Below are 20,816 nucleotides of genomic sequence, written 5' to 3' on the forward strand. Positions count from 1 at the left end.
GACAAACGTCGGGGGTGCGACGCCGGTGGCGCGCCTAGATTTTCGTCCATGACGGCGCGTACCGCACCCCGCGACCTGTTCACCGGGAACCGGACCCCGCTCCTGACGGTGGTGGTCTTCGCGGTCACGCTGGCGTGCGGCATCGCGCAGCTGGTCCACCGGCCGCTGTACGACGCAGTCGTCCGTGACGCGGCCCGCATCAACGACGGCCAGTGGTACCGCCTGGTCACGGGCATGTTCTTCCAAGACGGCTGGGTGTCCGGCTTGGTCTTCAACCTGGTCGCGCTCGCGGTGGCCGGGTTCCTCGCGGAGCGCGTCTTCGGCCGGGTCGCGTGGCTGGTGCTCTACTTCGGCTGCGGTCTGTTCGGCCAGGTCATGAGCTACGTCTGGCTCAACCCGGTCGGCGCGGGCAACTCGATGTGCGTGGCCGGGCTCGTCGGCGGCCTGACGACGGTGCTCCTGACCGCGGGCCGGCGCGGGATCGTGCTGCCGACGCGGCTGCGGGTGTGGGCGTGGGCCGCGCCGGTGCTGGCCGTCGTCGACACGGTCCTGCACGACAACCACGGCCTGCCCTGCCTGCTCGGCGTGGCCCTCGGCCTGGTGCTCCTCCCGCGCCGTTCACCCACCAGCGCCCCAAACCGGAGGTCGTGACACCGGATCACTTTCACGGGGAAAGTGACGTCAAGGGCGGGTGGGGTGGCCGCCGAGGCGGTGCCAGTGCTCGACCAGGTGGGGCTGCACCGGCACCGCGAGCAGCTCGGCGAGGTCCTCCTCGGCCGCGCGGGCCGCCGCCTCGGTGCGTTCCCAGGCCCGGAGGTCCGCCTCGACGGCCACCCGCGCGCCGGCGCCCGTCCGGGCGTGGCCGGCCGCGATCAGGTCGCAGCGCAGCTCGTCGGCGCGGCCCAGGTCCACGGTGTGCCGGGCGTCGAGGACGATCCCGCGGTCCGACCGCACGCCGTAGCGCACGGCGATCCGCAGCAGGTCGTTGCTGAACGCACGCGCTTCGGCGGGCAGCCAGGACAGCCGTTCCCAGTCCGGCAGCGGCTGGTCGTCGGCGCGGCAGACCGCGTACCCGGGCACGTCGCACCAGGTCACGCGGCCAGGAGGGCAGAGTCGGTAGAGCATCCACGGTCCCCTCGGCGGCAGTCGGCCTTGGTCAGGCCTCATCCCGTGAGTCGGACTGATCGTGACTCGGTGTTACACCGACTGGGCGCGGTAGAGGTCGCGCAGCAGGAGCAGCTCGGCGCAGTGGTGGATCATCTCGCGGGTGATGTGCAGGACCAGCGTCGCCATCGGCTCCTTCGCGTACGGGCCCTCCGCCGGTCCGCACGCCCGCGCGAGGCCTTCGTCGTCGAGTGAGCGCACGCCTTCGAGCCACCGGGCGTAGTACTCGTCCAGCAGGGCCATCGCCTCCGCCGCCGTGCCCGGGTACGGGTAGTCGTCGTAGCTCATCGGCGGGCCGCCGAAGTGCGACGCCGTCCGCATGCCGAGGACGCCGACCAGGATGTGACTGAGCCGCCACGCGATCGTCGTGACCGGCGGCGGGACCGGCTCCGGGAAGGCGAAGTCGATGGTGAACGGGCCCGTGCCGAACTCGTCGTCCGACTTCCGGGGCCGCACCGTCCAGCAGTCCGGGACCGGCTCCCAGAAGTACTCGTCGTCGGTGAGGCCGTCGAGCTTCGGTCGGGTGTGCACCGTCCAGTGGAAGTCGAGCTGGTCGGTCAGTTCCTTCGTCCAGTTCACAGCCATACCGTGACCGTAGGACCCGTCGCGGACAGCCGCTGTCCTCGTTCGCAACCGGGGCCGGGACCCGGGTGACCCGGCCCACCTGGGACGATGAAGGGGAATCCCGCCGCTGCCAGGAGGTCCTCAGGTGCCCAACCCCACCGGTCCGGTTCTCGTCGTGGACTTCGGGGCGCAGTACGCGCAGCTGATCGCCCGGCGCGTCCGGGAGGCGCAGATCTACTCGGAGGTCGTCCCGCACAGCGCGTCCGTCGAGGAGCTGCTCGCGAAGAACCCCGCGGCCATCATCCTCTCCGGCGGCCCCTCCAGCGTGTACGCCGAAGGCGCCCCGGGCATGGACCCGAAGCTCACCGAAGCGGGCGTCCCGATCTTCGGCATCTGCTATGGCCACCAGCTGCTCGCCAGCGCGCTCGGCGGCGTCGTCGAGCCGACCGGCGTCCGCGAGTTCGGCCGCACCGAGGTCCGCGTGACCGGCGACGGCGGAGTCCTGCACGCCGGCCTGCCCGCGCACCAGCCCGCGTGGATGAGCCACAACGACAGCGTCACCAAGGCCCCGGAGGGTTCGGTCGTCACCGCGTCCTCCGACGGCGCCGAGGTCGCCGGCTTCGAAGACGTCGAGCGCCGCTTCGCCGGTGTCCAGTACCACCCGGAGGTCGCGCACTCGCCGCACGGCCAGGAGGTGCTGCGCCGGTTCCTGCACGACATCGCCGGCATCAAGCCGCAGTGGACGACGTCGTCGATCGTCGAGGAGCAGGTCCGGCGGATCAGCGACCAGATCGGCGACGGCCGCGCGATCTGCGGCCTCTCCGGCGGGGTCGACTCGGCCGTCGCGGCCGCGCTCGTCCAGCGCGCCATCGGCGACCGGCTGACCTGCGTGTTCGTCGACCACGGCCTGCTGCGGGCGGGGGAGCGCACCCAGGTCGAGCGCGACTTCGTCGCCGCCACCGGGGTCAACCTCGTCACCATCGACGCGCGCGAGCGGTTCCTCGACGCGCTCGCCGGTGTCACCGACCCGGAGCAGAAGCGCAAGATCATCGGCCGCGAGTTCATCCGCGTCTTCGAGCAGGCCGAGCGCGACCTCAAGGCGAAGGGCGACTACCGCTTCCTGGTCCAGGGCACGCTGTACCCGGACGTCGTCGAGTCCGGCGGCGGCGAGGGCACGGCCAACATCAAGAGCCACCACAACGTCGGCGGCCTGCCGGACGACCTGCAGTTCGAGCTGGTCGAGCCGCTGCGGCTGCTGTTCAAGGACGAGGTCCGGCGCGTCGGCCTGGAGCTGGGGCTGCCGGAGACGATCGTCCAGCGCCAGCCGTTCCCCGGCCCCGGCCTGGGCATCCGCATCATCGGCGCGGTCGACGCCGAACGCCTCGAGACCCTGCGCTCGGCCGACCTGATCGCCCGCGAGGAGCTGACGGCGGCCGGGCTCGACCGCAGCATCTGGCAGTGCCCGGTGGTGCTGCTCGCCGACGTCCGCAGTGTCGGCGTCCAGGGTGACGGCCGGACCTACGGTCACCCGGTGGTGCTGCGCCCGGTGTCGTCGGAAGACGCGATGACCGCGGACTGGACGCGCCTGCCCTACGACGTCCTCGAGCGGATCTCCACCCGCATCACCAACGAGGTGGCGGAGGTCAACCGGGTGGTCCTGGACGTGACGTCCAAGCCGCCGGGCACCATCGAGTGGGAGTAAGGCCTAGACAGGACTCGAGGCCCTGGCGTGGGATCCAGGGCCTCGAGAGAGTGGTGGTTTTCGGTTCTAGCGCCGGCGTTTGCCGAACGACGCGCCGAGGAGCAGCAGCCCCACGAACACCGCGCCGCCCGCGACCACCCAGCGGAAGTCGAAGTGCGGCAGCCAGCTCGCGCCGTCCGAGAGGACGTAGGCGGAGATCAGCAGCGTCGCGACCCCGACGATCAGGGTGAAGACGTCCAGACCGCCGCGCTTGGCGGGCCGGCTCTCGGCCGGGTTGTCGTAGGCGTAAGGGCTCTGGTCAGTCACGCCGCACCTCCACGTTGCCCACACTGTTCGACACGTGCAGGGTGATCTTCTGGCCGCCGGCGCCGTCGGCGCCGTTGTCGGTCCCGGACAGCGTCTCCTGGCTGATGCCGTCGGTCGAGCGGCCGAAGCACTCGGTCTTGCCCGCGCCGGTGTGGCAGTCGTAGGTGACGTCCGCCGTCGCCGGCACGGTGATGGTGGTGTCGCCCGCGCCGTTGACCACGTTGGTGGTGATCGGCAGCCCGGCCGGCAGCTTGGTCAGGTCGAGGTCGATGTCGCCTGCCGCGTGCTGGTAGAGCGGCTTCAGCTCGGTCACCGCGCGCGGTGTCTCGTTGAGGTCGCCGACCCCGCCGCGGACGTCGAAGTTCTGGAACGGCGCGGTCGTCAGGATCATCCCGGCGATCGCCAGCGGCACCGCGAGCCCGATCAGGCCGCGCCCGCCCCGGACGAAGGCGCCGGTGACCAGGCCGATCCCGACCACCCCGAGCACCAGGCCGATGACGTGCTGCGCGGAGAACCAGCCCGCGCCGTTGAGGTTCGCCAGCACGCCGCCGCCGGCGGTCAGCACGGCGAGCGCGAAGGTCACCGAGCCCACCTTCGAGTTCCGGCGCCGCTCCGGGCGCTGGTAGGACGGCGGCGGCACGGGCGGCGGCGGTTCGTGCGCAGCAGGCGCCTCGGGCAGGTCCCAGCCGGCCGGGTCGGCGGCGAGGGGGTCCCAGCCCTGCGCCGGCGACTTCGCCTCGGCGGTCGCGGTGTCGGTCATGGTGAAGGCTCCGTTCCCGGTGAAGGCCCCGGACCGCGACCGCGCGACGACCGGCGCGGGCCGGTTGAGGTGGCCGCGGTTGCGGTGCAGCAGATAGAGAGCGGTGGCGATGAGCGCAAAACCGATCAGCCCGCCGCCGTCGAACCAGGTGGAGCTGAACGTGCCCCCGGCGCTCGCGACGGTGAGGATCGCCAGCACCGCGGCGAACGCCGGCGACACCGACGAGCGGCCCCGGCCGATCAGGCCTTCGAAGCCGGACACGTCGTCGCTCTCACCCGGCAGGAACAGCCAGGCCAGCAGGTAGAAGGTCAGCCCGAAACCACCGAAGATCGTCGCGACCACCAGCGCGATCCGCACCACGACCGGGTCGATGCCGTACCGGTGGCCGATCCCCGCGGCGACACCGGCGACCTTGCGCCCGGCGTGCGGCCGCCGCGGCCGGCTGGCCCAGAAGTCCTTGACGGTCTCTTCGAAGCCGTTCAAGGCGTTCGACGACCGCGTTTCGCTCGCACCACTCATGCCGAAAAGTCTGCTGGACGGCGTCCGCGGGGACATCCGGGATGGTCCCTGAGGTTTCCCGGAGCCGGGTTCCCGGGGTCAGCGGCGGTTCAGGGGTTTCCCCGATGGAACCCCTCGTGCCCGCGTGTGACGATGGGTCACGTGCAGGAGTCCCTCGAAAAGGTCACCGCCGAACAGCCGGTGGTCCCGGCCGGCCAGGCCGCGCCCAAGATGTTCCGGCGCCGGTCCGGCCGCGCGATCGCCGGGGTCGCCGGTGGTCTCGCCGACCACCTCGGCGTGCCGGTCCTCTGGGTGCGCACGGCGTTCGCGCTGCTGGCCGCGCTCAACGGCGCCGGCCTGCTCGCCTACGGCCTGCTCTGGGTGTTCGTCCAGCAGCAGTCCGAAGAAGCCGCGGAAGAGCCCAAGCCGAAGGAGCGCCAGCAGGCGTTCGGCCTGATCGCGCTGGGCGTCGGTCTCGCCGTCGCCAGCGGGACGCTCACCGGGTTCATCAGCGGCTGGGTCGCCGTGCCGCTGGCGGTCGCGATGCTCGGTCTCGCCGTCGTCTGGCGGGAGGCCGACGAGTCGCAGCGCCGCCGCTGGCGGGTCGGCGCGAAGGACGGCTTCGCGGGCGCGTTCCTCGGGGGTGGCGGCTGGTCGGCCGCGATCCGGATCGTCGCCGGCGTCGCGCTGGTGATCACCGGCATCACCGTCGTCGTGCTGCGCAGCGGCACCCTCGACCAGGTCCAGTTCGCGCTCATCGCCGTCATCGCGACGCTCATCGGGGTCGCCGTGCTGACCGTGCCGTTCTGGCTGCGGCTGGTCCGCGACCTCTCCGACGAGCGCAAGGCCCGCATCCGCACCGACGAACGCGCCGAGATCGCCGCGCACCTGCACGACTCCGTCCTGCAGACGCTCGCGCTGATCCAGAAGCAGAGCGAGCAGCCGCGCGAGGTCGCGCGGCTGGCCCGCAGCCAGGAACGCGAGCTGCGCGGCTGGCTCTACGGCCCCAACGGCTACGGCAAGCCCGTCGAGAAGGCCGAGGAGACCCAGGCCGCCGGGCAGCTGTCCGAAGCGCTCGCGACGGCGTGCGGCGAGGTCGAAGACACCTTCGCGATCTCAGTCGGCCAGGTGGTCGTCGGCGACGCAGAGCTGGACGAGTCCCTGGTCGCGCTGGTCCAGGCCGCGCGGGAGGCGATCGTCAACGCCGCCAAGCACGCCGGGGTCGAGGAGGTCAGCGTCTTCGCCGAGGTCGAGCCGACGTCGGTCACGGTGTTCGTCCGCGACCGCGGCAAGGGCTTCGACCCCGACCTGGTCCCGGACGACCGCCACGGCCTCGCCGACTCGATCCGCGGGCGGATGACCCGCCACGGCGGCACGTGCAAGGTGCGCACCGCGCCGGGGGAGGGCACCGAAGTGCAGCTCGCCATGCCGGTGAAAGCGGGCAAGGGGGCAGCGTGAGGCGGCTATGCTCGAAGTCGTGACTGACACCCAGCGCGAACCGGTCAAGGTGTTCCTCGTCGACGACCACGCGCTGTTCCGCGCCGGGGTCCGCACCGAGCTCGACTCGATCACCGACGAGGTCCGCGTGGTCGGCGAGGCCGGTTCGGTCGCCGAGGCGGTCGCCGGGATCGCCCGGACGAAGCCCCAGGTGGTGCTGCTCGACGTCCACATGCCCGACGGCGGCGGCGCCGAGGTGCTGCGCCGCGTCCGCCCCGAGCTGCCGGACGTCGTGTTCCTGGCACTCTCGGTGTCCGACGCGGCGGAGGACGTCATCGCGGTCATCCGCGCCGGTGCGCGCGGCTACGTGACGAAGACGATCTCGTCGAAGGAGCTGGTCCGCGCGGTGGTCCGCGTCTCGGACGGCGACGCGGTGTTCTCCCCGCGGCTGGCCGGGTTCGTGCTGGACGCGTTCGCCGACCGCCCGGGCTCGGCCCCGATCAACGACCCGGAGCTCGACCTGCTGACGCCGCGCGAGCGCGACGTCCTGCGCCTGCTGGCGCGCGGGTACGCGTACAAGGAGATCGCGTCGGAGCTGTTCATCTCGGTGAAGACCGTCGAGACGCACGTGTCGAGCGTGCTGCGGAAGACCCAGCTTTCGAACCGCTACGAGCTCTCCCGCTGGGCCTCCGACCGCCGTCTCGTCTAGACGCGCTCCTCCACCAGCGGCGGCGCCGTGACCGCCGTCTTCTGCAGCCGGGTCAGCGCGACCCCGCCGAGCACGACCACCATGCCCGCGATCACCCGCGCGTTCAGCTGCTCACCGAGGAACACCGCGCCCAGCAGCACCGAGACCACCGGCAGCAGGTACCCGACGACCGAGGCCGCGACCGCGCCTTCGCTCGCCAGCAGCTGGTAGTTCAGCGCGAACGCGATGCCGGTCGAGCCGATGCCGAGGACCAGGATCGCCAGCAGCGGCCCGAGCTGGAAGTGCACCGGCGTGAACCCGCCCGCCGGCAGTGCCAGCAGCAGGAACCCGCTGGCCAGCAGCATCTGCCCGGCCGAGAGCGCGTACGGCGACGTCGACGTCGCCGACAGGTACTTGCCCTCGTAGACGAACGCGAAGCCGTAGCTCGCCGCCGCCGCGAGGCAGGCCAGCGCGCCCCAGCTCAGCAGGCCCGACGCCTGCCACGGCGCGAAGATCAGCAGGATCCCGCCGAGCCCCACCAGGAGCCCCGCCAGCCGCGTCCCGGTCATCCGCGACGACGTCCCCATCATCGGCGCCGCGAGCAGCACCCACAGCGGGGTGGTCGAGTTCAGCACGCCGGTGATCCCGGAGTCGACGGTCGTCTCACCGACCGCGAACAGCAGGAACGGCAGCGCGTTGTGGAAGAACGCCGCGACCGTCAGGTGCCCCCACAGCCGCCGGTCGCGCGGGAGGCGCGCCCGCTGCAGGCGGCACAGCACCAGCAGCATCGCCGCGCCGAGCACGAGCCGCGCCAGCACGAGCTGCACCGGCGAGAACATCCCCAGCCCCAGCTTGATCCAAAAGAAGCTCGAACCCCACATCAGCGCCAGCGCGGCGATCCTGAGCAGGGTCTTCGTCTCGCCCACCCCATGTCCTCCTTCGACGATCGACCCGAGCTTCGTCGCGGAAAGACGTAAGGACAAGCGAAAATAACTGCAGGAACCCTTAAGCTCAGCTGTACGATCTGGGCATGCTCGACGTCCGCCGCATGCAGGTCCTCCGCGCCGTGATCACCAGCGGGTCGATCACCGCCGCGGCCCGCAACCTGGGGTACACGCCGTCCGCGATCAGCCAGCAGCTCTCCGCGCTGGAACGCGAAGCCGGCACCGAACTGCTCGAACGGGTCGGCCGCGGCGTCCGGCCGACCCCGGCGGGCGCCCTGCTGTCCGAGCACGCCGAGACGCTGAGCGCCGAGCTGGCCAAAGCCGAAGCCGCGTTGACCGAGCTCAAGGAGGGCCGCATCGGCCGCGTCGCCGTCCGCTACTTCGCGACGGCGGGCGCGTCGCTGGTCCCGCCCGCCATCGCCGCGGTCCGCCGTGAGCACCCCGGCATCCACCTCGACCTCAAGCTCGTCGAGCCGCTCGACCCGCTGGCCGACGTCGAATCGGGGGACGCGGACGTCGCGATCACCGTGTTCCCGCGCCGGACGCCGCCCAGCAAGGGTGTCGAACTGGTGCACCTGCTCGACGACCCGTACCGCGCGGTGCTACCGCGGGCGCACCCGCTGGCCCGCAAGCGGGTGCTCGACCTGACCGAGTTCGCCGACGAGCCGTGGGTCGGCGTCGACGGCCTGCCCGGCATCTGCCGCGACATCCTGCTCGGCGCGTGCGCGCAGGCCGGCTTCGCGCCGAACGTCGTCGTCGAGTCCGAGGACTACCAGACGGCGCAGGGGTTCGTGGCCGCCGGCATCGGCGTCGCCCTGATCCCCGAGCTCGGTCTCGGCTCGCAGAACTCCGGGATCGTCGTGCGCCGGATCCGCAACCCGGAGCCGATCCGGTCGATCCACGCCGCCGTCGCGTCGCGCGCGTGGGGGCAGCCGGCCGTCCGCACCCTGCTCGAAGCGATGCGCGAGGCGACGGCGAAGGTCGCTTAGACGAAGAACAGCTCCGAGACGAGGATGCCGACCAGCACCGCCGCCAGGATCGCGGCCACGGTGATCAGCGTCTTCTTCGACACCGGCAGGTTCCACTCGTCCCCGCCCGCCTGCTGCGGCCGGGGGACCGGCGGGGGCGCGTACTGCGTCGCCTGCGGCGCCGCCACCGGCTGCATCCGCTGGGTCTCCTCCGCCGGGGAAACCCCGGACGGCGGGAGCGGCATCTGCTGCTGGAACTGCGGCCCCGACGGCGGTGCCGGTGGCGCCACCGGCGTGTACGCCGGGTTGAAGGGCGGGGTCGGCGGGGGCGGCAGCCCAGGCGCGGTCGGCGGGATGAACGCCGTCTCGCGGCCTTCGGTGATCGCGTTCAGCGAACGGACCGTGTCGGACATCGTCGGCCGGGTGGTCGGGTCCATCCGCAGCATCTTGCGCAGCGCCTCGGTGAGGACCCCCGCGTTCTGCGGCGGCCGCTCGGACGACTGCCCGTCGTCCCCGAACGGCGGCACCCCTTCGACCGCGGTGTAGAGCGTCGCGCCGAGGGAGAAGACGTCCGCGGCCGGCGTCGGCGGCAGCCCGCGCGAGACCTCCGGCGCCACGTACGCCGCGTGCGGCCCGCCGCCGCTGATGCCGATGTCGGTGAGCTTCACGCCGCCGTCGTCGGCCAGCAGCACTGTGCCCGGCTCGAGGGTGCGGTGCACGAACCCGGCCGCGTGGATCGCGGCGAGCGCGTTGCCGAGCTGGATGCCCAGCGCCGCCGCCTGGTCGGGGGTGAGCCGGCCGTGCTCGGCGAGGAACGTCGCCATGCTGCGCGACGGGATGTACTCCATCACCAGCCAGACGTCCTGGCCGTCGGGCAGCACGTCGAACACCTTGATCGCGGACGGGTGCTCGATCCGTGCCGCGTCCTTGCCCTCCTGCATGGCGGCCGCGCGCGCCTGCTCGGCGCGGTCACCGCCGCCGACCGGCAGGTACATCCGCTTCATCGCGACGGTGCGGAACAGCCGCGTGTCGAACGCCAGCCACACGATGCCCGCGCGGCCACGGCCGATCGGCTGATCCAGCCGGAACCGGCCGCCGACGATGGTTCCTTCGGAGCTCAAATCGGGTCCTCGATCATCAGCCAGCCTGCGCTGTGCTCGACGTGGTCGGGGGAGTCGTCGACGGAGGAGGTTCCTCGCTGGTCGGCTGGGACGTCGTCGTCTTCGGCGTGGTCTTCGGAGTCGTCTGCGGCTCGGTCTGCCGCGACGTCGTCCGCTTCGACGACGAGGTCGTCTCTTCGACCGGCGGCGGCACCTCCGCGGTGCTGGTCGGCTCCTCCGTCGTCGACGGCAGCGACTCCGACGTCGCGGCGGGCGTCGGCCGGGAGCTCGACACCGGGGACGCCGGCGCCTCCGGGTTGTTCGGGCTCAGCAGCCAGACGGCCAGCGCGACCAGGCCCACGACGACAACGCCGCCGATGATCGCGGGGCGCTTCCAGGCGCCGGGCTTCCCGTCGTCGTCCTTGTCGACCGGGCTGGTCTGCGGACGCCGCGGCGGAGGCGGCGGGACCGGCTCGTCGTCGTAGTCGTCGTAATCGTCGTCGGCGTACCGGGTCTGGTCGTGCCCCGGCACCGGGACAGCGCGGGTCGCGGCCAAGCCCGGCGGCACGCCGTCGGGGTAGTGCTCGTCGTCGTCCGGATAACGGCGGTAGCCGCCGTCGTAGTCGTCTTCCGGGTAGCCGGTGCCTTCCGGGTAGTCGTCCTCGTCGTAGTACGGCACGGCCTGCGTCGGCGCGGCCTCGCCCAGCAGCGTGCCCGAGTGGCCGACGGGGACCTCGTCGAACATCTGGGTCGCGTTCGGGTCGGCGATGGCGGCCGCGCCGAGGACACCGGCGGACGGCGCCAGCATCGTCTCCTCCGCGGGCGCGCCGAGCGGCGTCTCACCCCGCGCGACGGCGGCAAGCAGCTCTTCGCACTCTTCGGCGGTCGGCCGGTGCTGCGTGTCCGGGTGCAGCAGCACGGCCAGGACGCTCGCCAGCGGCCCGGACTGGCGCGGCGGGATGATCTGCCCGGCCGCGACCGCGTGCAGCAGGCTCAGCGTGTTCTCGGACAGCCCGAACGGCGGCTGGCCCTCGCACGCCGCGTAGAGCGTCGAGCCGAGCGAGAAAACGTCCGACTCCGGGCCCGGGTCGCCGCCGATGGCGACCTCGGGGGCCAGGTAGGCGGGGGTGCCGGCGATCATCCCGGTCTTGGTGACCGTGACGTCGTCCTTGGCGCGGGAGATGCCGAAGTCGGTGATCTTCACCGTGCCGTTGCCGGCGAGCAGGATGTTGCCCGGCTTGATGTCCCGGTGCACGATCCCGACCGCGTGCGCCTCGCGCAGCGCCGCGGCGACCTGGGCGCCGATGCGGGCGACCTCGGTCGGCGGCAGCGTGCGGCGTTCCTGCAGCACGGCGGCCAGGCTGGTGGAGTTCAGGTACTCCATGATCAGGCACGGCTGGCCGTTGTCGTCGGTGACGACGTCGAAGACGGAGATCGCGTTCGGGTGGTGCAGCCGGGCCGCGATCCGCCCTTCGCGCATCGTCCGCTGCCGGGCGTCTTCCTTGTCGTGCTCGTCCAGGTGCGGCTGGAGCAGGAGCTGCTTGATGGCCACGGTGCGGCCCAGGACCTCGTCGTGCGCCTGCCAGACGGCCCCCATCGCGCCCGTGCCGATCCGGCCGTCGATGCGATATCGACCGGCGACCAGACGACCCTCGTCGCTCACGCGACCTCCCTTTGGGCTCCGACTTCACCAGGGCGTGAGGATCGGTGCCTGGTGCGGCGGCCACACGCGCGCCGCTTGGCTGGAGCGTATGCACATGTCGTGGGCTGTGTGCCGGCTTTTCCGGGACCGACGCGTGACAAGGCTAGGCGCTCACTCTGCGCACACGAATCCGGTACGGGCACTTGAACCACGGGTGAAGGCGTGATCGCAATGGGCTACATGTACTGGGCCGAGACAAGCTCGGCTTCGGTGATCAACCCGCCGCTGTCCGCGACCCGGAACAGCTGGGTGACGCGCAGCAGGCCGCCGTCCGGCCGGCGCAGCGTCGCTACCGCGAGGATCGAGCCGTCCGGGTTGATCTGCGTGTCGCCCTCCTGGACGTCGATGGCGTCCATCGAGCTCCAGGTGCGGACCAGCTCACCGGCGGCGCCGTCGGCCAGCGACGGGGCCAGCTGGGCCAGCGCGCCGGACGGGTTCTCGGCGATGGCGGCGTAGAACTCCTTGACGGCCTGGATCTTGCGGGCCGCGCTGCGCGCGTCGGCGGCCTGGTCCGGGACCGCGTGCGCCGTGCTGGGCGCCGCCTGCGGCTGCGGGCTGCCGGCCGAGCGCTCCTCGCTCGAGGACGGCGTGCCGCCGGAGTGCGTCTCCGGGGTGGTGGTCCCGTGCTGCTCCGGGGCGCCACCGCCGGCCTGGTGCTGCGGAACGGCGAGGCCGCCGAGCTCCGCGGCCCCGCTGAAGCCCGCGGGCGTGGACTGGCCGTCGGCGGAGGCGGCGCGGTGCGCCTGGGTCAGCATCGGGGCGAAGACCACGGCGCCGGCGACGAGCGCGCCCGCGCCGAGGAGCCCGGCAAGCTTGGCGCGGCGGACGAAGCGGCTCTCGGGCTCACCGTCGTCCTCGGCCTGCTCCGGCTCGCGGACCGGCTCCGGCCGCGGCGGCAGGAACTTCTGCGGGTCGCGAAAGACCTGCTCGAGATAGTCGCGGTCGGCATCGCCGACGCCGTCGAGAATCTCGGCCGGGATCACGTCCTCGACGCGGACGGCGTGCTGTGCCTCACGCCGTGTGCGCTGCCGATCAAGCACGAAAGTCCTCGCTCTGGGGTTCCGGGGACGGTCACTCGGCCGTTCGGCCGAGCTTCCGGTTGGTCCGGACGGCCGACTCGTGGCCGGTTCCGGATCCGCTGTCGTCAGGTAACCCTGTGCGGGCGGCCATCACCAGGCTCCGTCGCCGGAATGCCGTCGCGATACGACGAGCGGCAGCTTATGTCACCCACCCGGACCAGGCATAACCGCTCGGCGCACCGCACGTGCATCGGAACGGGCGAACCGCACGTGCAGGCTTGGTTACCGGCCGTCAGAGGTGATCTTGTCGCCGTCCCCGAACGTCAGCGTGCGCTCCTCCGTCGTCTTGGTCCCGTCGGTGTGGGTGACCTCGACGGTGTTGACCGTGACGCCGCGCTGCTGGTCGATGCTGACCTTCTTGACCTCGAAGTACGCGATGCCCGCGTACCGCTCGGAGAGGGCCTGCGGGCCCTGGTCGTGAAGGTTGCCGGTGGTCACCGAAGACGCCGTGCCGGGGTCGGTGGTGACGGTGTTGAAGAACTTCTCGGAGTTGTCCCCCATGGTCTGGGCGTCCGGCGGGAAGGAGTACCACCACGGCGCCGGGGCCGGGGTCTCCCGCTGGGCGGGCATGACCGGTGGTTTCCGCGGCGCGCCGTCCGGCGTGGTCGTGCCGGCGGTCGAGGAGCCGGTGGTGTCGCTGCTCGTGCGGCCGGTGGGCGGCGGGACGACCCCGTCGACCGGCCCGGCGCCCCCGCCGTTGGTGGTCGTCCCCGAGGCGTCGTCGGCCGGGCGGGACGTGCCGGTGTCCGGCCCCGCGGCGCCCCCGCCTTCCGACGGTGGCAGCGGCTCGCCGGTCGGGTCGACGACGGTCGGGACGCCCTGGTAGCCCGGCCACGAGCCCTGCACGGACTGGTCCATCGCCGGCTTCCCGACCAGGAACGAGCCCGCGCACAGCAGGCCGACGACCACGGCGCCGGACGCGCCGGTGGCGAACCAGGCCGCCTTGCGCCAGGTCTTCGGCGGGGTCACCGACGCCGGGACCGAGCCGATCGTGAAGCCGCCGAGCCCGTCGATCGGGGGCACCGCGTAGACGCGGACGTCGTCGTCCTCCTGGTCGGCGTCCCGCGGCCGCGGGGTCACCAGCGTGACCCGGGTGCGCCGGGCGGCCTGCTCTTCACGGGACTCGGCGGTGTCCGGGCCGGTCTCGGGGGTGTCGTCGAGGGGGAGGCTGCCGTGGGCGGCGGGGAACAGCGGCGGCGCGGGCCGCCGGTCGCGAGGCTGGGGCAGCAACGGATGGCCGTCCTGCCACGGCGAAGCGGGCTGGGGGAGCGGGAGCGAGCCGGACACCGGCGGGTCGACCGGCGGCCCGGCGGCGTGATGCCGCGGCGGGCGGTGCTGCGGCAGGGGCGGCGTCCAGCTCTCCGCGCTCCCCGGCCGGTGCCGTCCGGGGTGCGCGGGGGCGCCGCCGCGTCCGTGGAACTCCGTGCCGTTGCTCATGTGGGATCGACCACCACGCTGTCCGGTCCTGACGCCGTCCGGCGCCGGAGCAACCCGATCGGAGCACCATCCTCACGAGCGAAATCCTGTTCGGAATCCTGCGCAGATGCACGCGCATGCGAGACTGGACGCGCAGGGCCGGTGCCCCCGCGCGTCTCCCGGGCTCTGCCCGACCCAGACGCAAGGGTCCTCACGGCCTCAACCCTAGGAGCATCCGGCGTAGAAAGTCGCCCTCGAAGCTGCAAGTTGCAGAGGTTTCACTCGGTCGGGCGCGACCGATCGGGCGAAAGTGGCGCCGCGCGATTTCACGCAGCGCCATCAGCCCAGTTCAGACGGGGTTCAGCCGCCGGTGCGATAACGGTCACGCGTGGACTGCAGCGCCTTCGTCGCCACCGCTCCGCTACCCGCCGCAAGGATGATCGCCAGGATGTCCAGCGTCGTTCCCCCGGACGTGAGCAACCAGGCGAACAGCGACGCCGCGGTGGTACCGCCGGCAACAGCCCAGCGGCTCCGGACGTACTGCGCCACGGGAGCGCCGCCGGCCCGCTTACCCGCTGCATTGTTCAACAGCGCCAGATACCCCACATGGCCCAGCGCGGCCAGCACGCTCACGAGCGCGACGATGACGGCGATGAGGTTCACGAGCCACTCCATGCCCCCAGTCTGCCCGCACCGGGGGCGCCGGTGCCTCGGGGAAGACCCCGAATTCGGCCAACCGTTACCGGCCGAGCCGCCCGCGGCCCAGGTTCAGCAGCGCCATGGCCAGCTGGCGGCCCTCGGGGCCAAGCTCGCGGTAGCGCGCGAGCACGTCCATCTCGCGGTTGTAGACGATCCGCGTGCCGCCGGCGGCCATCCGCGCGGCCCCGATCGTCTTGGACACCTCGACCCGGCGTTTCACCAGCCGCAGGATCTCCTTGTCCAGCCAGTCGATCTCCTGGCGCAGCGACGCGATGTCGTCGCCCGCGGGGGTGTGCTCGGCGGGCTGGCCGTCGGCGTTCGTCGCTTGTGCGTTCATCGGGACCTCTTCCTCGAGGCCCGGACCCGGCCCCAGGGACGGCGACAGCCCCGGGTCCGTGGACTCCGGGGCTGGCGTGATGGCGGTCTGGGCACTACGCGATCACGGGAGCCGGAGTCCGGGTCCCGTAGAAAAATCGCTCTGCGTGGTGCCGCATGGAATCAGTATGGCACAGCGGTCCGCGCGTTCTCACGGAACGAGCGCGCCCGCGCGTGCAGCACCAGGCTGACCGCGAGCCAGAACACCGGGAACGCCGGCCAGAAGAACCCGGCGCCCAGCACCGCCCACCGGACGACCAGCAGCACCGCGACCGCGACCACCACGGCGAGGTGGACGCGCAGCGCTGGATGACGCCGCAAAGCCGTGCGTGTCAGCGGGAAGCCGGGCCGCGGCGGCGCCGGGCGCGGCAGGTCGGTGGTGAGCGCGGCGAGCTCGTCGGTGAACCGCGCGGCGTAGACGCGGGTGAGGCGCTCTTCGACCTCTTCGAGGGTGAGCCGGCCTTCGGCGCCGGCGGACTGGACGGTGGTGGCGACGCGTTCGCGATCGGCGTCGGCGGCCCGGATGCGGGCGGGGCTGGTGTCTTCCATGTCCGTCGATGCTCCGCGCGCCGCGGTCCCCGCGCGTCGGGCGCCAGGCGACATCTCCCGCTACGCCTGCCGCGGTAGCCCACCCGCCCGGGGTAGCGTGGACAGACGATGGACACCCTCTTCGATCTCCCCGCCGAGACCCCCGCGCGCAAGCCCGCTTCCGGCGGGCAGGCCGATCTGCTCGACGACCTGAACCCCGCCCAGCGCGAAGCCGTCACCCACGCCGGTGGCCCGCTGCTGGTCGTCGCGGGCGCGGGATCGGGCAAGACCCGGGTGCTGACCCGCCGGATCGCCTACCTGCTCGGGCAACGGCGTGTGCACCCGGGCGAGATCATGGCCATCACGTTCACCAACAAGGCCGCCGCCGAGATGCGCGAACGCGTCGCCGCGCTCGTCGGGCGCCGCGCGAACGCGATGTGGGTGTCGACGTTCCACTCGATGTGCGTGCGGATCCTGCGCCGCGAGGCCAAGACGCTGGACATGTCGTCGAGCTTCTCCATCTACGACTCCGACGACACCAAGCGGCTGATCACGTTGGTGGCGCGGGACCTCGACATCGACCCGAAGCGCTACGCCGCGCGCACGCTGGCCATCCACATCTCGAACCTGAAGAACGAGCTCGTCGACGCCGAAGAGGCGGCGGCGAACGCGAGCAATGACCTCGAGCGCCGCGTCGCCGAGGTCTACGTCGAGTACCAGCGGCGGCTGAACCAGGCCAACGCCTTCGACTTCGACGACCTCATCATGCGCACGGTCTCGCTGCTGCAGGCCTTCCCGGCCGTCGCCGAGTACTACCGGCGGCGGTTCCGCCACGTGCTGGTCGACGAGTACCAGGACACGAACCACGCGCAGTACACGCTGGTGCGCGAGCTGGCCGGGACCGCGCCGAACGAGGCCGGCGTCGACCCGGCCGAGCTCGTCGTCGTCGGTGACGCGGACCAGTCGATCTACGCCTTCCGCGGCGCGACGATCCGCAACATCGAGGAGTTCGAGCGGGACTTCCCGAACGCGCACACCATCCTGCTGGAGCAGAACTACCGCTCCACGCAGACGATCCTGTCCGCGGCGAACGCCGTCATCGAGCGCAACCCGAACCGGCGCGCGAAGCGGCTGTGGACGGATTCGGGCGACGGCGAGAAGATCGTCGGCTACGTCTCGGACAACGACCACGACGAAGCCGCGTTCGTCGCGAACGAGATCGACGCGCTGGCGGAGAAGGGCGAGGCCGACTACTCCGACGTCGCCGTCTTCTACCGCACCAACAACCAGTCCCGCGTCTTCGAAGAGATCTTCATCCGGCTCGGCCTGCCGTACAAGGTCGTCGGCGGCGTGCGGTTCTACGAGCGGCGCGAAGTCCGCGACATGATCGCGTACCTGCGCGTGCTGGCGAACCCGGAGGACACGGTCAGCCTGCGGCGCGTGCTGAACGTGCCCAAGCGCGGCATCGGCGACCGCGCGGAAGCCGTCGTGGCGACGCACGCCGAGCGTGAGCGGATCTCGTTCGCGGCGGCGCTGCGGGACGCCGTCGAGGGCAAGGTGGCGCTGCTGAACCCGCGCTCGGTCAAGGCGATCAGCGGGTTCGTCGGGCTGCTCGACGAGCTGGGCGACCTGATCACGGCCGGCGCCGAGGTGCACGACGTCCTCGAAGCCGTGCTGGAGAAGACCGGCTACCGCATCGAGCTCGAGGAGTCGGAAGACCCGCAGGACCACACGCGCGTGGAGAACCTGGACGAGCTCGTCACGGTGGCGCGGGAGTTCACCGAGATCACCGCCGAGATCGTCGCGGACGAGAACGCCGAGCTGGTCGTGGACGAAGGCGTCCCGGCGCCGGGTTCGCTGCCCGCGTTCCTCGAGCGTGTGTCCTTGGTCGCAGACGCCGACTCGGTGCCTTCGCCGGACGGCGGCGAGGACGGCGACGGCGGCGCGGGCGTGGTCACGCTGATGACCGTGCACACCGCGAAGGGCCTGGAGTACCCGGTGGTGTTCTGCACCGGCTGGGAGGACGGCGTCTTCCCGCACATGCGGGCTTTGGGCGACCCGACGGAACTGGCGGAGGAACGGCGGCTCGCGTACGTCGCGATCACGCGGGCCCGCAAGCGGTTGTACGTCTCGCGCGCGATCACGCGGTCGGCGTGGGGACAGCCGTCGATGAACCCGGCTTCGCGGTTCCTGGACGAGCTGCCGCCGGACCTCGTCGACTGGCGGCGGCTGGAGCCGTCGAGCCGCGGCTTCGGTTCGTTCGGCAGCGGTTCGCGGGGCACCCCGCGGGCGGCGACCACCTGGGGCGGCCGGTCTTCGTCGTCGTCTTCGTCCCCGGGCGTCAGCTCGTTCGGCAAGGGCTGGAAGGACACGGTGGCGCTGAAGCTGGACGTCGGCGACCGCGTCAGCCACGACAAGTACGGCCTGGGCACGGTGGTTTCGTGCGACGGCGTCGGCCCGCGCGCGACCGCGACGATCGACTTCGGCGCCGCCGGCAAGGTCCGCCTGATGCTGATCGGCAGCGTGCCGATGGTGAAGCTCTAACACCCGTCCGAGTGAACCCAGCGTCGATCATCCCGATCGCCGCCGGAATCGTCGTACCCCACCGGTAGAACTGACCCTGCAATCGAACACAGGTTCGACGAAGGGGGTAGTCTGGTGTGGACGCGGTGCTGTTTCACCTGGTGGCCGACGGGGTACAAAAATACTTGCGAGGAGTCCTGGGGACGACGGTTGCGGATCGGGGTCCGGAGCCTTCGGGGGCCTCAGGAATTTCTTCGCGTGCGGGAGCGGAGGCGTGCCGGCTGGCCGCCGCCTGGCGAGCGCTGCTCAGGCAGCACGAGCTCGGCGCGGACGGGCGTTGTGTCACCTGCGGCCGGGGACGCCGCTGGACGACCAGAGCCCGGAGTGCCGCGCGTGTCCGCTCCGCGGGGGGCGCCGGGGCCCGCGTCCCGTGGGGCTGGCTGCCTGCGCGCCGCTCCGCGGAGTTCTGCACGGTGTGGCAGGTCGCCGTGGCGTACTTCATCCGGCGGTTGCCCGATGGGCAGCGTTAGCCGTTTCCGGGCGCTGAGAGGCTTTCAGGCGGCTTTGGCGAGGTTCGGCGTGGTCTTGGGTGTCCGCGCTTGGTGGCGGCGGCCTGAGGAGCTTTCGGCGTCAGGTGATCGCGCGGCGCGGGTGCCGGGTGTTCTCATCGCCGAGGAGCGTCATCGGTCCTCGGCGGCGGATCATGGTGCTACGGCCGGGTTTCCCGCGTCGGCGTGCGGCCGCGGTTCCGGCTCGGGTGGTCTGGACGACCTGGTGGTGTGGTCGGCCGGCTCAGATGACGATGCCGCGCGCGGCCAGCCAAGGCCGGGGGTCGATCTTCTTCGTGCCGTTCTGCCAGACCTCGAAGTGCAGGTGCGGGCCGGTGCTCTGACCACGGTTGCCGATCTCGGCGATCTGCTGGCCGCACTTGACCTTCTGGCCCTCCTTGACGGAGAAGCTGTTCATGTGGCCGTAGACCTGGATCGTGCCGTCGTCGAGCTGCACGCGGACCCAGAGGCCGAAGCCGCTGGCGGGGCCGGCGTCGATCACGGTGCCGTCGGAGGCGGCGTAGATCGGGGTGCCGATCGCGTTGGCGATGTCGATGCCGAGGTGGCTCGTGCCCCACCGGGCGCCGAAGCCCGAGGTGAAGGTGCCGTGCGCCGGCAGGCAGGTCTTCGGGCGAGCGGCTTCTTCGGCGGCCTTCTTGGCGGCGTCGGCTTCGCGCTGCTCGCGGGCCTGGGTGATCGAAGCGCTGTCGGAAAGCTTCGCGGCCTCGGCGGAGGCGTCGACGGCGTGGCCGGTCGGCAGGAGCTCCGGGGCGCCCCCGGTGCCCGCACCCCCCGCGGTCAGGGAAGCGCTGGCGTCCTGGCTGTTGGCCAGCGGCGTCACGGCGACGTCGGAGTCGGTGACTGTCTTGAGGGTCGAGCCCGCAGCAGCGGCAGCGAACGCACCGGCCGCAACAGCGGCAACCACAACACGGCCGCGAAGGGCCGAGGAGGGCGGGGCGATGCGGTGCGCACCCCGGACACGAACGACCGCACCTTCCAGTGCGTCCTTCAGTGCCGGGGAAGGAGCTTGGCCGCCGGGGGAGCGGTGTGAAGCCAAGACAGGGCCTTCCATCGTCGGGGAGCCGGGTCTGAGGACTGCGGGCGGGGGAACCCGGTGAGCCAACCTCGGGGGTGGTTCGCTCGTCGTCCTACTTCGTGACCTGACTGTAATGGGGACCGGGGGACAGTAACGAAGGGGCACCGCTGTAAGCAAGATCTGGCCCCCGCGTCGGCCGAACGGGTCGCTCCGATCCGGCGCTCACCTGTGCCAATTACCCAAAGTTAGAGGGGGTTTACCGCGTTCGGTGTGACTTGGCTTACAGGGTCCGAAGCCGGTGAAGGACCACCAGAGGTCCTCCGGGGCATGTTTGAGGCCAAAAGTCGCGGAATAAGGGTTTGCGAGCCGATGTTGAGGCTTCTTCGACGCCTTGATCGCCCCGCGGCGGCCCCGAAAAAGGCCCACAACGCCCATTTCGGACCCCGCCGACGCGCAAGAGCCGATCCGTTCGCCGACAAGAACCCGCCACTCACCGACTCGCCCCAGGGCGGCGGCGGTCATCGAATCCGGCACCTCGGGGACTCAACGCAGCCTCCCCGCCCAGCACCAGCCCCTTTTCCGCACCCACTGCGGCCCCCAGCCTCCGGCGCCGCAACTGCGCCGACCGCCCCAGGGGTACCGCGGCCGCCACCCCTGGGCGGCCGCCCCACGCCCCGCCGACGATCGCGCGCGCCTCACCGCCCGGCGTCCACGCAGTTGCCGATGGCGTCCCCGCCGCTTATCGACCGGGCGACAGCCGCGCATTCGCCTCACCGCCC

19 protein-coding genes are annotated in these 20,816 nt (G+C 71.9%); 6 read left to right on the forward strand and 13 right to left on the reverse strand.

Annotation, left to right across the window (positions count from 1 at the left end):
* Nucleotides 1–48: 48 nt before the first annotated feature.
* Nucleotides 49–651 carry a rhomboid family intramembrane serine protease gene (locus ACZ61C_RS20235; protein ID WP_465308809.1) on the forward strand — a complete coding sequence of 201 codons (603 nt, stop codon included), beginning with the start codon at nt 49–51 and terminating at the stop codon, nt 649–651.
* A gap of 30 nt (nt 652–681) precedes the next feature.
* Here ACZ61C_RS20235 and ACZ61C_RS20240 read toward each other — a convergent pair whose 3' ends face one another.
* Together ACZ61C_RS20240 and ACZ61C_RS20245 are read right to left on the reverse strand one after the other, a co-directional pair.
* Nucleotides 682–1,095 (reverse strand): hypothetical protein, encoded by a 414-nt coding sequence (locus ACZ61C_RS20240; RefSeq protein ID WP_465308811.1) that lies wholly within the window; start codon nt 1,093–1,095, stop codon nt 682–684.
* Nucleotides 1,096–1,197: 102 nt separating this feature from the next.
* Nucleotides 1,198–1,749, reverse strand: a complete 552-nt coding sequence (locus tag ACZ61C_RS20245; protein ID WP_465308813.1) for a DinB family protein — start codon at nt 1,747–1,749, stop codon at nt 1,198–1,200.
* A 124-nt stretch (nt 1,750–1,873) separates the two neighbouring features.
* On the opposite strand from ACZ61C_RS20245, the gene guaA reads away from it, so the two are divergent.
* Entirely contained in the window at nt 1,874–3,430 is a 1,557-nt protein-coding gene (guaA, locus tag ACZ61C_RS20250; RefSeq protein ID WP_465308815.1) for a glutamine-hydrolyzing GMP synthase, read from the forward strand.
* 66 nt (nt 3,431–3,496) lie between these two features.
* Here guaA and ACZ61C_RS20255 read toward each other — a convergent pair whose 3' ends face one another.
* Both ACZ61C_RS20255 and ACZ61C_RS20260 read right to left on the reverse strand, forming a co-directional pair.
* On the reverse strand, nt 3,497–3,736 hold the full coding sequence (locus ACZ61C_RS20255; protein ID WP_465308817.1) for a hypothetical protein: 240 nt from the start codon (nt 3,734–3,736) through the stop codon (nt 3,497–3,499).
* Entirely contained in the window at nt 3,729–5,015 is a 1,287-nt protein-coding gene (locus tag ACZ61C_RS20260) for a PspC domain-containing protein (RefSeq protein WP_465308819.1), read from the reverse strand. The genes ACZ61C_RS20255 and ACZ61C_RS20260 overlap by 8 nt, the downstream gene beginning before the upstream one ends.
* A gap of 126 nt (nt 5,016–5,141) precedes the next feature.
* Here ACZ61C_RS20260 and ACZ61C_RS20265 point away from each other — a divergent pair, with 126 nt between their 5' ends.
* Both ACZ61C_RS20265 and ACZ61C_RS20270 read left to right on the forward strand, forming a co-directional pair.
* Nucleotides 5,142–6,452 carry a PspC domain-containing protein gene (locus ACZ61C_RS20265; protein WP_465308821.1) on the forward strand — a complete coding sequence of 437 codons (1,311 nt, stop codon included), beginning with the start codon at nt 5,142–5,144 and terminating at the stop codon, nt 6,450–6,452.
* Between the two features lie 7 nt (nt 6,453–6,459).
* Complete coding sequence (locus tag ACZ61C_RS20270) at nt 6,460–7,140, forward strand: response regulator (RefSeq protein ID WP_465308823.1); 681 nt, start codon at nt 6,460–6,462, stop codon at nt 7,138–7,140.
* Here ACZ61C_RS20270 and ACZ61C_RS20275 read toward each other — a convergent pair.
* A complete protein-coding gene (locus tag ACZ61C_RS20275; RefSeq protein WP_465308825.1) occupies nt 7,137–8,045 on the reverse strand; it encodes a DMT family transporter in 909 nt (302 codons plus the stop codon). The genes ACZ61C_RS20270 and ACZ61C_RS20275 overlap by 4 nt on opposite strands.
* 104 nt (nt 8,046–8,149) lie before the next feature.
* Between ACZ61C_RS20275 and ACZ61C_RS20280 the strand changes: the two genes are divergently transcribed.
* The gene (locus ACZ61C_RS20280) at nt 8,150–9,052 is read left to right on the forward strand and encodes a LysR family transcriptional regulator (RefSeq protein WP_465308827.1); all 903 of its coding nucleotides are present in this window, start codon (nt 8,150–8,152) and stop codon (nt 9,050–9,052) included.
* Here ACZ61C_RS20280 and ACZ61C_RS20285 read toward each other — a convergent pair.
* From ACZ61C_RS20285 to ACZ61C_RS20315, 7 genes are all read right to left on the reverse strand, one after another.
* Complete coding sequence (locus ACZ61C_RS20285) at nt 9,049–10,152, reverse strand: serine/threonine-protein kinase (RefSeq protein ID WP_465308829.1); 1,104 nt, start codon at nt 10,150–10,152, stop codon at nt 9,049–9,051. The two genes, ACZ61C_RS20280 and ACZ61C_RS20285, sit on opposite strands and share 4 nt — an antisense overlap.
* A 16-nt stretch (nt 10,153–10,168) precedes the next feature.
* On the reverse strand, nt 10,169–11,794 hold the full coding sequence (locus ACZ61C_RS20290; protein WP_465308831.1) for a serine/threonine-protein kinase: 1,626 nt from the start codon (nt 11,792–11,794) through the stop codon (nt 10,169–10,171).
* Nucleotides 11,795–12,009: 215 nt separating this feature from the next.
* Nucleotides 12,010–12,873 (reverse strand): hypothetical protein, encoded by an 864-nt coding sequence (locus ACZ61C_RS20295; RefSeq protein ID WP_465308833.1) that lies wholly within the window; start codon nt 12,871–12,873, stop codon nt 12,010–12,012.
* A 261-nt stretch (nt 12,874–13,134) separates the two neighbouring features.
* Complete coding sequence (locus ACZ61C_RS20300; protein WP_465308835.1) at nt 13,135–14,349, reverse strand: hypothetical protein; 1,215 nt, start codon at nt 14,347–14,349, stop codon at nt 13,135–13,137.
* A gap of 339 nt (nt 14,350–14,688) precedes the next feature.
* A complete protein-coding gene (locus tag ACZ61C_RS20305) occupies nt 14,689–15,003 on the reverse strand; it encodes a hypothetical protein (protein ID WP_465308837.1) in 315 nt (104 codons plus the stop codon).
* Between the two features lie 64 nt (nt 15,004–15,067).
* Nucleotides 15,068–15,364, reverse strand: coding sequence for a chorismate mutase (locus ACZ61C_RS20310; RefSeq protein WP_328445366.1), 297 nt, complete (start codon nt 15,362–15,364; stop codon nt 15,068–15,070).
* Between the two features lie 161 nt (nt 15,365–15,525).
* A complete protein-coding gene (locus ACZ61C_RS20315) occupies nt 15,526–15,951 on the reverse strand; it encodes a DUF1707 SHOCT-like domain-containing protein (RefSeq protein ID WP_465308839.1) in 426 nt (141 codons plus the stop codon).
* A gap of 108 nt (nt 15,952–16,059) precedes the next feature.
* Between ACZ61C_RS20315 and pcrA the strand changes: the two genes are divergently transcribed.
* A complete protein-coding gene (gene pcrA / locus ACZ61C_RS20320) occupies nt 16,060–18,474 on the forward strand; it encodes a DNA helicase PcrA (protein ID WP_465308841.1) in 2,415 nt (804 codons plus the stop codon).
* A gap of 771 nt (nt 18,475–19,245) precedes the next feature.
* Here the strand turns inward: pcrA and ACZ61C_RS20325 are convergent.
* Complete coding sequence (locus ACZ61C_RS20325; RefSeq protein ID WP_465308843.1) at nt 19,246–19,926, reverse strand: M23 family metallopeptidase; 681 nt, start codon at nt 19,924–19,926, stop codon at nt 19,246–19,248.
* Nucleotides 19,927–20,816 lie beyond the last annotated feature (890 nt).

The organism is Amycolatopsis sp. NPDC104587 (assembly GCF_055583645.1).

Coding starts and splice junctions, on each gene's coding strand:
- ACZ61C_RS20310 (WP_328445366.1), bottom strand. CDS start 15,364: ATGAACGCACAAGCGACGAACGCCGACGGCCAGCCCGCCGAGCACACC.
- ACZ61C_RS20300 (WP_465308835.1), bottom strand. CDS start 14,349: ATGAGCAACGGCACGGAGTTCCACGGACGCGGCGGCGCCCCCGCGCAC.
- ACZ61C_RS20235 (WP_465308809.1), top strand. CDS start 49: ATGACGGCGCGTACCGCACCCCGCGACCTGTTCACCGGGAACCGGACC.
- ACZ61C_RS20280 (WP_465308827.1), top strand. CDS start 8,150: ATGCTCGACGTCCGCCGCATGCAGGTCCTCCGCGCCGTGATCACCAGC.
- ACZ61C_RS20315 (WP_465308839.1), bottom strand. CDS start 15,951: ATGGAAGACACCAGCCCCGCCCGCATCCGGGCCGCCGACGCCGATCGC.
- ACZ61C_RS20245 (WP_465308813.1), bottom strand. CDS start 1,749: ATGGCTGTGAACTGGACGAAGGAACTGACCGACCAGCTCGACTTCCAC.
- pcrA (WP_465308841.1), top strand. CDS start 16,060: ATGGACACCCTCTTCGATCTCCCCGCCGAGACCCCCGCGCGCAAGCCC.
- ACZ61C_RS20305 (WP_465308837.1), bottom strand. CDS start 15,003: ATGGAGTGGCTCGTGAACCTCATCGCCGTCATCGTCGCGCTCGTGAGC.
- ACZ61C_RS20270 (WP_465308823.1), top strand. CDS start 6,460: ATGCTCGAAGTCGTGACTGACACCCAGCGCGAACCGGTCAAGGTGTTC.
- ACZ61C_RS20260 (WP_465308819.1), bottom strand. CDS start 5,015: ATGAGTGGTGCGAGCGAAACGCGGTCGTCGAACGCCTTGAACGGCTTC.